The organism is Hypericibacter sp. (assembly GCF_050729195.1).
GTDB lineage: Bacteria > Pseudomonadota > Alphaproteobacteria > Dongiales > Dongiaceae > Hypericibacter.
In genome coordinates, this window is the sequence record NZ_JBOHKS010000161.1 from 1 (window position 1) to 10,198 (window position 10,198).

The following is a 10,198-nucleotide window of genomic DNA, read 5'->3' on the forward strand; positions in this document are numbered from 1 at the left end:
GTATCGGGATGACACCGTGCGTTTGCTGCCCGGAAGTCCTACTCCGCGGCGTGCAGCCAGGGCTGCGCTTCTTTTTGCTTCTTTTCGAAGTCGTCGATCTCGTACTTCTTCTCCATCGTGAGGCCGATATCGTCGAGGCCTTCGAGCAGGCAGCGCTTGCGGAACGGATCGATGTCGAAATGGACGGTGCCGCCGTCCGGACCCTTGATCTCCTGCTTCTCGAGGTCGACCTCGATGATGGCGTTGGAGCCGCGGCTCGCGTCGTCCATCAGCTTGTCGATGATCTCCTTCGGCATCTTGATCGGCAGCACGCCGTTCTTGAAGCAGTTGTTGTAGAAGATGTCGGCGAAGCTCGTGGCGATCACGCAGCGGATGCCGAAATCCATGATCGCCCAGGGCGCATGCTCGCGGCTCGAGCCGCAGCCGAAATTCTCGCCCGCGACCAGGATCGCGGCCTTGCGATAGGCCGGCTGGTTCAGCACGAAATCGGGCTTCTCCTTGCCGTCGACCTCGTAGCGCATCTCCTCGAAGAGATGCTTGCCGAGACCGGTGCGCTTGATGGTCTTCAGGAACTGCTTCGGGATGATCATGTCGGTGTCGACATTTCTCATCGGCAGGGGCGCCGCGACGCCGCGGAGCGTGGTGAATTTCTGCATCGCCATCACCTATGGGGAAGGCCGTCCGGACAGGGCCCGAGGAAGGGCTGGCCGGGGCGGCTAAGCCGCTGGTTTTACCGCTAAGATCGCCGGATGACCAGGGTTTTGGCCAGCATGTCGTGGAGCCCCTGCTTGCGCGGGGTGAAGGCCACCATCACGAATCCGATCAGAAAAACCATCAACGAAAGGAGCTTGGCGAAAAAGCGGCCGGAGGCTTGCGCGAAATTGATCCGCTCGCCCTCCATGTCCGTGACCCGGAGAGACAGCGCCATCTTGCCGAAAGTCGCCTGTCGGGGGCTGCTCTCCAGGAGGGCCGCGTAGAGCCAGCCGCCCGCGAGGAGGATCGCCGTCCCGAGGGTCGTCAGATTGACCTCCGCGGCGATGCCGGCCGCCTGTTCCGAAGGCGAGATGTTGCTCATGCCGGCATTTTCGACGATCGGCAGGAACATGCCGATGACAGACATGACGATGCCGATGATCACGCTGTCGATGAGGGCCGCGACCGCCCGGCGCCAGAAGCCGCCATAGCGCAAGGCCACGGCCCCGCTCTGCTCCACCGAGGCTTGCGCCATCTTTTTCCTAAGGGCTGCCCGACAATTTTTGAATAACCCATTCGAGAAGGGGAAATCGCCCCGGCCGCAAGCATAGGCCAAAGCCGGGGTCTTGGGCAGATGTCGGGTAAAACAGGGTTAATCGGCGGGAAGCGGGCGCTCAGAGCGGCGGCAGACACAAGGCCACGTCCGCGCCGCCGCCCGGCACCTCGCCGATCTCGAGCCGGCCGCCATGAACCGTCATGATGCGTTCGACGATGGCGAGGCCCAGCCCGGCACCGGGTCCCTTGGCACGCCGCCCGCGATAGAAGCGCTGCGTGACCCGCGCGCGATCGGCGGGCGCGAAGCCGGGACCGGCATCCCGCACGATCAGGCGGGGACCGCGACCCGGTGTCGCATCGGCGACATGGATCTCGATGGAAGTTTGCGCGGGCGTATGGGCGATCGCGTTCTCGACCAGATTGCGCAGGGCCCGGCGCAAGGCCGTGCTGTCGCCGTGAGCGATGACCGGCCGCTCGCCGCCGATCACCGACAGGTCGCGATGCTGCGCCAGGCAGAGCGGCGCCATGGCCGTCGCCAGCTCGATCGCCACCTCCGCCAGATCCACCGCGTCGCCGACATGCAGCGGCCGCGCATCGAGCTCGGCCACCGCCAGCATCTGGTCGACCAGCCGGCGCATGCCGGCCAGGTCCTGCTTCAGCGATGCGACCGCCGCCTTGTCGGGCAGCGTCTCGATATGGGCGGAGAGGATGGCGAGCGGCGTGCGCATCTCATGGGCGGCATCGGCCGCGAACTCGCGCTGATGACGGAATCCCTCCGCCAGGCGATCAAGCGCGTCATTGACCGCTGTCACGAGGGGGAGCAGCTCCGCCGGAAGATCGTCGCCCGGCAGCCGCACACCGGTCTCCCGCGGCGTGATGCTCGAGGCCGCTTCGGCCACGCGCGCCAGCGGCGCCAGGCTCCGCCGGATGGTCCAGACGCCGATCAAGAGTGCCGCGGCCAGCACCGGCAGCAACAGCGGCAGGATCTCGTCGCCCCATTCGTTCACGATGCCATCGAGCAGGGTCGGCGCGTTGTCGTTCAGCATCACGTCGAGCAGCAGCGGCCCCGACGCCGTATCGACGCGTCCGCTCACGACCGTGACTTGCAATTCGGGTGACGACGCGAAGGGGGCTGCCTTATGCAATCCCTCCCAATCCGGCGAAACTGCGAGCACGGCACCATGCTCGTCGCGCACCTGATAAGCGAAGTGGATGTCGGGCGGCAGGCCGACGGCGAGGCGGCCATCGGATTCACGCGCGATCGATTGGGCCAGCGATCGCATATCGGCCTGGAGGGTCTCGGCCGTCACCTCGGTGCGATCGTTGCGGCTGTTGATGTAGGGCAGCAGGCCCGCGACCAGAAAGGCCGCGACGAAGAGGCCGCCGAGGCGCCAGCCCAGGCGTGAGGCCATGCTGCCGGTGGGGCGTCGCGGCGCCGCCGGCGGCACCCGCTTCGGCGAGATCACGGCGTGCCGTCCGACATGAGATAACCGATGCCGCGCAGCGTGTGGATCTGGGCCGTGGCTCCGGCTTCGGTCAGGCGCCGGCGCAGCCGCGAGACCAGCACCTCCAGCGCATTGGGCTCGACCTCGCCGGCGAGGCCATAGATCGAGTTCTCCAAGGCGGCTTTCGAGATCGCGCGGCCGCTGCGCCGGATCAAGGCCTCGAGCAGATCGGTCTCGCGCCTTCCCAGCGTCAGCGCGCGATCGGCGACAGTCGCGGTGCGGCTCTCGGCATCGAAGCGCAGATTGCCCAGGTCGATCTCGCGACTCATCACGGCGCCGGGCCGGCGCATCAGGGCCCGCAAGCGTGCCGCCAGCTCGGCGATCTCGAAGGGCTTGATCAGATAATCGTCGGCGCCGCCATCGAGACCGCGCAACCGGTCGCCCAGATCCCCGCGCGCCGTGGTGACGAGAATGGGCGTGGTGTCGTTGCGGGCCCGCAGGCGCTTCAGCAGATCCATGCCGTCGCCATCGGGCAGGCCCAGATCGAGCAGGATGGCGTCGAAGCGCATCGTCGCCAGCGCCGCCTCGGCATCCTCGATCAGGCCCACATGATCGACGGCGAATCCCTCCATGCCCAATCCCTTCGCCAGGAAATGGGCCAGGCGATCATTGTCTTCGACCAGGAGCAGGCGCATGGATCGGAAGGCTCGCGATCGGGAAGAGGGGAATAGTCTGCGCCAGCGGCAGGGGGCTTAGCGAGGCCTAAGCCCAGGCGGTGGGAGCATCCGGAAGCCCCGCGGGGGCGGCGCTCCCGGACACCTCGTGCGCGGGCTGCCCTTGGAGGCCCGCGTCGATCGGAACTCAGAGTCCCAGCACTTTCTTGGCCTTCTCGACCTGGCTCATGCAGTCTTCCTCGTCGCCTTCGTCGGCCAGCTCGTCTTGCGCCTCGGCCAGGAACTTCAGGGCCTTGTCCTTCTTTGTGCCGTCGGACTGCTGGTTGGCGGTTTCGGTCACGGCCTTGATCGCCGCCGAGCAGCTCTGGGTCCCGGCCCAGGCGGGCGTCAGGGCGCAGGAAAGCCCGACACCGAGGACGGTGGCGGCAAGGCCGAGCGCGGCGATCGAGGGACCGAAGTTGCGGAACAGGGACATGCGCGGGGGTTCTCCAGGTCAGGGGTGATGGCCGTCCCGCTTCCTGCGGCCGGCGACCCGGAGAATGCCCAAGGGAGGCTGTCGCGAAGCTGACGCTGGATCGATCAGGCCCGAGCCCGCGGCGAGGCCAGCGATTTCGTCATGTCCGCCATGGGGAGGACCAGACCGCCGCGGGTCTGCCAATCATGCCGATGCGTCACGCGATAGCCGCAGCGCTCATAGAAGGGCAAGGCCGGGAGACTGGCACCGAGCGTGACCTCGCCATGGCCCGCCGCGGCGATGGCCGCTTCCGCCCGGCTCAGCAGGCGCCGCGCGACGCCCTGGCCGGTGAAATCCGGCAGCATATAGAGACCGATGACGCGGTCCTCGCGCCAGGAGCAGAAGCCGACGACGATGCGGCGCGGTGCTTCCGCCAGCAGCATGCGCTCGCCGAGCTGGTCCATCGCCTGGCGATAGCGATCGGGATGGAGGCCCGCGATCCAGCTCTCGAGCTCCGCGCGCGAATAGGGCCCGCCCGCCGCGCCGCGAATGGCGTCGCGATGCACCCGCTCGATGAAGGGTGCGTCACCGGATGTCGCCGGGCGGATGCGGATGGAAGAGGACGCCATAAGCATGATTTATCCCTTCCCCCGGAACGGGGGAAGGTTAGGAAGGGGGCTGCTCGGCGGGTGCCACTGCGACATCGGACAGCCGCAACGTCGACAGCGTTTCGGTCCGATCCATCGCGTCATCCCCCTCCCTTGCCCTACCCCAGAAGTGGGGGAGGGGATAGCGAGAGACCGCTACTTCAGCTCGCGGATATCCGTGAGGTGGCCGGTCACCGCCGCGGCGGCGGCCATGGCGGGGCTCACGAGATGCGTGCGTCCGCCGCGGCCCTGGCGGCCTTCGAAATTGCGGTTCGAGGTCGAGGCGCAGCGTTCGCCGGGCTCGAGCCGGTCCGGATTCATCGCCAGGCACATCGAGCAGCCGGGCTCGCGCCACTCGAAGCCGGCCGCGATGAAGATCTTGTCGAGACCTTCGGATTCCGCCTGTTCCTTCACCAGACCGGAGCCCGGCACCACCATGGCGTTGACATGGCTCGCCACCTTGCGGCCCTGCGCGACCTTGGCGACCTCGCGCAGATCCTCGATGCGGCCATTGGTGCAGGAGCCGATGAAGACGCGATCCACCTTGAGCTCATTCAGCTTCGTGCCGGGCTTGAGGCCCATATAGTCGAGCGAACGCTTCATCGCGTCACGCTTGCCGGCATCCGTCGCCTTGTCCGGATCGGGCACGGCGCCGGTGATCGGCAGCACGTCCTCGGGGCTGGTGCCCCAGGTCACCTGCGGGACGATGTCGGCCGCCTTCAGCACGACCTCGCGGTCGTAATGCGCGCCGGGATCGGAGGGCAGCGTGCGCCAATAGGCGACGGCCTGCTCCCAGACGGCGCCCTTGGGGGCCATCGGCCGGCCCTTCACATATTCGAACGTGGTCTCGTCGGGCGCGATCAGGCCGGCGCGGGCACCCGCCTCGATCGACATGTTGCAGACCGTCATGCGGCCTTCCATCGAGAGCGCGCGAATGGCGTCGCCCGCATACTCGATGACATGGCCGGTACCGCCCGCGGTACCGATCTTGCCGATGATGGCGAGGATCATGTCCTTGGCAGTGACGCCCAGCGGCAGCTGGCCATCGACCGTGATCCGCATGTTCTTGGCCGGGGCCATGATCAGGGTCTGGGTCGCCAGCACATGCTCGACCTCGGAGGTGCCGATGCCGAAGGCGAGCGCACCGAAGGCGCCGTGGGTCGAGGTATGGCTGTCGCCGCAGACGATGGTCTGGCCCGGCTGGGTCAGGCCCTGCTCCGGCCCGATAATATGGACGATGCCCTGGCGGATATCGTCCATCGAGAAATAGGGCACGCCGAACTCGGCGCAGTTCTTCTCGAGGGTCTCGATCTGGATCCGCGATTCCGGCTCGGCGATGCCCTTCGAGCGGTCGGTCGTCGGCACGTTATGGTCGGCCACCGCCAAGGTCGATTCCGGCCGGCGCACCTTGCGCCCGGAGGTGCGCAGGCCTTCGAAAGCCTGCGGGCTCGTCACCTCATGGACGAGGTGGCGATCGATATAGATCAGGCAAGTGCCGTCTTCCTGGCGATCCACCAGGTGCTTGTCCCAGATCTTGTCGTAAAGCGTGCGCGGTGTGGCCATTGTCGTGCCTCGGTCAGTCCGAATACGGGCCCTTCCGATATGGGAACGGCGTTTCAGCCGTCCAAGGCCCCTCACCCCTGCCCTCTCCCCGCAGAAGATGCGGGGCGAGGGAGATCATAGAATGCTCAGCCTTCCGCCGCTTCGCCGGCCGCTTCGTCGCCGCCGCGCTCGCGGGTGGATTCGCTGATGCGGGCCGCCTTGCCGCGCAAGCCCCGGAGATAATAGAGCTTCGCCCGGCGGACATCGCCCTGGCGGATCAGCTCGACCGACTCCACGCGCGGGCTGAAGAGCGGGAACACGCGTTCCACACCTTCGCCATAGGAGATCTTGCGCACGGTGAAGGAGGAATTGAGGCCGGCATTGCGGCGGGCAATGCAGATGCCCTCGAACGCCTGGATACGCTCGCGCGCGCCCTCGATCACCTTCACATTCACGCGCACCGTGTCGCCGGGACGGAACTCCGGCAGCTTGGCGGTCGCGGCCAGCTTCTTCACCTGGCTCTTCTCAACTTCTTGCAACGTCGTCATCGCTTGGCTTCCTTCTTCTTGGAATCGGTCTTGCGGGCGAGGTAACGGGCCCAGAGATCGGGCCGCCTCGCACGCGTGGTGTCTTCCGCCTGCTGGCGACGCCAGAGGCGGATCTTCTCGTGATGGCCGGAGAGCAGGATCTCCGGCACGGCGCGGCCCTGCCAGTCGGCGGGCCGGGTGTAATGCGGGTATTCGAGCAGACCCGCTTCGAAACTTTCCTCGTCGAGGCCTTCGGGCGCGCCCATGACGCCCGGCAGCAGGCGCACCACCGCGTCGATCAGCGCGATCGCCGCGGGCTCGCCACCCGACAGCACGAAATCGCCGAGGCTGATCTCCTCGACCTCGCGCGCGTCGAGCACGCGCTGGTCGACCGCCTCATAGCGGCCGCAGAGCAGCGTGACCTTGGGCCGCGCCGCGATCTCGCGCACCAGCGCCTGGTCCAGCACGCGGCCGCGCGGGCTGAAATAGATCGCCTTCTCGCCCGGTGCCAGCGCCGCCTCGAGCGCCGCGTCGATCACGTCGGGGCGCATGACCATGCCGGGACCGCCGCCGAAGGGCGTGTCGTCGACCGAGGCATGCTTGCTGCTGGCGAACGTCCGGATGTCGATCGTGTCGAGCGCCCAAAGGCCGGCCTCGAGCGCCTTGCCGGCGAGCGACTGGCCCAGGGGACCCGGGAACATGTCCGGGAAGATCGTCAGCACGCTGGCGCGCCAGCGCGTCGTCTGGCTGCTCATCGCGGGATCGGCTTGCGTCGAGGATTTGGCGGTCATCATCATCGCGCCTCCACCTCGGCCGGCGGTTCGGCCACCAGGCGGCCGCCCGGCAGATCGACCAGCGGCACCACCTTCTTGGTGAAGGGCAGCATCAGGCTGACGCCCTCGCCTTCGATCTCCAGCAGGTCGCCCGCGCCGAAATTGAGCACCGCCTTGACCCGACCCAGGGTCTTGCCGTCGCGCGCCTCGACCCGCAGTCCCACCAGATCGGCCTGGTAGAACTCGTCATCGGCGCCGATCTCGGGCAAGGCCTCGCGGCCGACATAGAGCCTGGTGCCCTTCAGCGCCTCGGCCGCGTCGCGATCGGCGACACCGTCGATCTGGGCGATCACGCCGTCCTTGGCCTGGCCCTGCAGCTTCAGGCGGAAGCGTCGCTGCCCCCGCTCGTCGCTCAGCTCACCGTAAGACGCGACACTCTTCGGATCGGCGGTGAAGCTCTTGACGCGAACGAGGCCCCGCACGCCATGCGCGGCGGCGATCACGCCCACCAGCACCCGTGCCTTGCCTGTTTCGTCCATGTCGCGGCGCTCCGCCATGATGTCGAGAATCGGTCCTGGGGCTCGTGCTTACTGGGCCGGGGCTTCGGCGCCGGCCTTGGCCTTCGCGTCGGCAGCGGCCGTCGCGCGCTCCTGCGCCTTCTTCTTCGGCAGGTGCTTGGTGGTCTGCACATGCTGCTTGGGCTTTTCCGCCAGGCCGATCTCGGCCAGGAAGCCCTGGACGCGCTCGGACGGGGTGGCGCCCATCTTCAGCCAATGCTCGATGCGCTCTTTCTTGAGCAGGACGCGGTTGCCGCTCTCGCGGGTCACCATCGGGTTGTAGGTGCCGACCTTCTCGATGAAGCGGCCGTCGCGCGGGCTGCGCGAGTCCGCAATGACGATGCTGTAGAAGGGGCGCTTCTTGGCGCCGCCGCGGCTCATGCGAATCTTAAGCGACATGTGTCTCGTTGCTCCTCAGGTTTGATCGTTTGTTATTCGGTTCGGTTGCGTTGACTCAAGTTATTCGGGCCGGTCCTATTCCGGATCATGGCAGACCGCCTGCAGCTTGTTGCCGTCGGGGTCGCGCACATAGGCGGCGTAGTAATGGGCGTGATAGTTCGGCCGGAGCCCCGGCTTGCCTTCGTCCTTGCCGCCATGCTTGAGCGCATTGGCGTAGAAGAGATCGACCGCATGGCGGTTGGGCGCGATGAAGGCGACATGGACGCCATTGCCGGGGACCGCGGCGCGGCCGTCGAACGGCTTCAGGACCCAGACCGGCGCGCCCTGCGTGTCGATGCCCTTGCGGCCATAGCCGTAGGCCTCGCCCTCATAGGGGAAGAGCAGGGTCAGGCCGAGCGGCGACAGCACCGCGTCGAAGAAGTCGGTGGAGCGCTTCAGATCGTTGCTGCCGATCGTCACATGCGAGAAGCAGCCGTTCGGGCGCGTCGTCATGATCGTCCCCTTATCCGCGCGGCAGGATGGACTGGATGCCCTGGCGCATCAGTCCCTTCTGCCCCATCTTGCCCATCTGCTTCATCATGCGCGCCATTTCCTGGTGCTGCTTGAGCAGGCGATTGACCTCCTGCACCGAGGTGCCGGAGCCGGCGGCGATGCGCTGCTTGCGCGAGGCCTTGATCAGGTCGGGATTCTTGCGCTCCTTGCGGGTCATCGACGAGAGGATGGCGCGCTGGCGGCCGATCACCTTGTCGTCGATCTTGGCGTTCTTCATCTGCGCCTTGATCTTGGCCACGCCCGGCAGCATGCCGAGGATGTCGCCGATCCCGCCCATCTTCTGCAGCTGCTTCAGCTGGTCGGCCAGATCGTCGAGATCGAACTGGCCCTTCTGCATCTTCTTGGCGAGGCGCTCGGCCTCCGCCTGCTCGATATGCTCGGCGGCCTTCTCGACCAGGCTGACCACGTCGCCCATGCCGAGGATGCGGCCGGCGATGCGGTCGGGATGGAAATCCTCGAGCGCGTCGAGCTTCTCGCCGACGCCCAGGAGCTTGATCGGCTGGCCGGTGACGGCGCGCATCGAGAGGGCCGCGCCGCCGCGCGCATCGCCATCGACGCGCGTCAGCATGATGCCGGTGACGCCGATGCGATCCTGGAACGTCTTGGCGACGTTGACGGCGTCCTGGCCGGTCATGGCGTCGGCCACCAGCAGGGTCTCGATCGGCTTGGTCGCGGTCTTGATGGCCGCGATCTCTTCCATCAGCTCGTCGTCGATATGGAGACGGCCGGCGCTGTCGAGCATCAGCACGTCGAAGGCTTCGAGCGTCGCGGTCTGGAGCGCGCGCTTCGCGATCGCGAGCGGCGGCTCGCCATGGACGATGTTGAGCGTCTTGACCTCGGCCTGCTGACCGAGCGTCGCCAATTGCTGCTGCGCCGCCGGGCGGCGCGTATCCAGCGATGCCATCAGCACACGCTTGCGGTCGCGGCGCGTCAGGCGCATCGCGATCTTGGCGGTGCTGGTCGTCTTGCCCGAGCCCTGCAGGCCCACCATCAGCAGGACCGCGGGCGGCGTGGTGGTGAGATTGATGCCCTCGGCCCCGCCACCCAGCGCCTCGACCAGACGGTCATGGACGATCTTCACCACCATCTGGCCCGGCGTGATGCTCTTCAGCACCGCCTCGCCGACCGCCGCCTCGCGCACGCTGGCGATGAAGTCCTTCACCACCGGCAGCGCGACGTCGGCCTCGAGCAGGGCCACGCGGACCTCGCGCAGCGCCTCGTCGACGTCGCCCTCGGAGAGGGCGCCGCGCCGGGTCAGCCGCTCGAAGGCGCCGGACAGTTTCTGGGAAAGGCTCTCGAACATCGTCGGTGCAGAAGCCCGGTGGTTTAAGTGTGTGGGTTCGGGTCTCGAAAAGCGCTGCGATCAGCCCAAAAGCGATG

General features: G+C 67.1%; 13 protein-coding genes. All 13 read right to left on the reverse strand.

The annotated features are described in order from the left end of the window. Window positions 1-38 precede the first annotated feature (38 nt). On the reverse strand, window positions 39-656 hold the full coding sequence (gene leuD / locus ACREE8_RS12435) for a 3-isopropylmalate dehydratase small subunit (RefSeq protein ID WP_431573320.1): 618 nt from the start codon (window positions 654-656) through the stop codon (window positions 39-41). An 80-nt stretch (window positions 657-736) separates the two neighbouring features. After that, the gene (locus tag ACREE8_RS12440; protein ID WP_431573321.1) at window positions 737-1,228 is read right to left on the reverse strand and encodes an RDD family protein; all 492 of its coding nucleotides are present in this window, start codon (window positions 1,226-1,228) and stop codon (window positions 737-739) included. Window positions 1,229-1,367: 139 nt separating this feature from the next. Beyond that, window positions 1,368-2,714, reverse strand: a complete 1,347-nt coding sequence (locus ACREE8_RS12445; RefSeq protein ID WP_431573322.1) for a sensor histidine kinase — start codon at window positions 2,712-2,714, stop codon at window positions 1,368-1,370. After that, window positions 2,711-3,388, reverse strand: a complete 678-nt coding sequence (locus ACREE8_RS12450) for a response regulator transcription factor (protein ID WP_431573323.1) — start codon at window positions 3,386-3,388, stop codon at window positions 2,711-2,713. The genes ACREE8_RS12445 and ACREE8_RS12450 overlap by 4 nt, the downstream gene beginning before the upstream one ends. Before the next feature lie 166 nt (window positions 3,389-3,554). Then, the gene (locus ACREE8_RS12455; RefSeq protein WP_431573324.1) at window positions 3,555-3,842 is read right to left on the reverse strand and encodes a hypothetical protein; all 288 of its coding nucleotides are present in this window, start codon (window positions 3,840-3,842) and stop codon (window positions 3,555-3,557) included. Window positions 3,843-3,946: 104 nt separating this feature from the next. Next, entirely contained in the window at window positions 3,947-4,450 is a 504-nt protein-coding gene (locus tag ACREE8_RS12460) for a GNAT family N-acetyltransferase (RefSeq protein WP_431573325.1), read from the reverse strand. Between the two features lie 174 nt (window positions 4,451-4,624). Next, window positions 4,625-6,031 (reverse strand): 3-isopropylmalate dehydratase large subunit, encoded by a 1,407-nt coding sequence (leuC, locus tag ACREE8_RS12465; protein WP_431573326.1) that lies wholly within the window; start codon window positions 6,029-6,031, stop codon window positions 4,625-4,627. 125 nt (window positions 6,032-6,156) lie between these two features. Beyond that, a complete protein-coding gene (rplS, locus tag ACREE8_RS12470; protein WP_431573327.1) occupies window positions 6,157-6,558 on the reverse strand; it encodes a 50S ribosomal protein L19 in 402 nt (133 codons plus the stop codon). Further along, the gene (trmD, locus tag ACREE8_RS12475) at window positions 6,555-7,292 is read right to left on the reverse strand and encodes a tRNA (guanosine(37)-N1)-methyltransferase TrmD (protein ID WP_431573332.1); all 738 of its coding nucleotides are present in this window, start codon (window positions 7,290-7,292) and stop codon (window positions 6,555-6,557) included. Before trmD ends, rplS begins: the two co-directional genes overlap by 4 nt. Before the next feature lie 38 nt (window positions 7,293-7,330). Further along, the gene (gene rimM, locus ACREE8_RS12480; RefSeq protein WP_431573328.1) at window positions 7,331-7,867 is read right to left on the reverse strand and encodes a ribosome maturation factor RimM; all 537 of its coding nucleotides are present in this window, start codon (window positions 7,865-7,867) and stop codon (window positions 7,331-7,333) included. A gap of 30 nt (window positions 7,868-7,897) precedes the next feature. Next, window positions 7,898-8,266, reverse strand: a complete 369-nt coding sequence (gene rpsP, locus ACREE8_RS12485; RefSeq protein WP_431573329.1) for a 30S ribosomal protein S16 — start codon at window positions 8,264-8,266, stop codon at window positions 7,898-7,900. Between the two features lie 75 nt (window positions 8,267-8,341). Further along, complete coding sequence (locus tag ACREE8_RS12490; protein ID WP_431573330.1) at window positions 8,342-8,758, reverse strand: VOC family protein; 417 nt, start codon at window positions 8,756-8,758, stop codon at window positions 8,342-8,344. 10 nt (window positions 8,759-8,768) lie between these two features. Then, window positions 8,769-10,121 (reverse strand): signal recognition particle protein, encoded by a 1,353-nt coding sequence (gene ffh / locus ACREE8_RS12495; protein WP_431573331.1) that lies wholly within the window; start codon window positions 10,119-10,121, stop codon window positions 8,769-8,771. Between the last annotated feature and the right edge of the window lie 77 nt (window positions 10,122-10,198).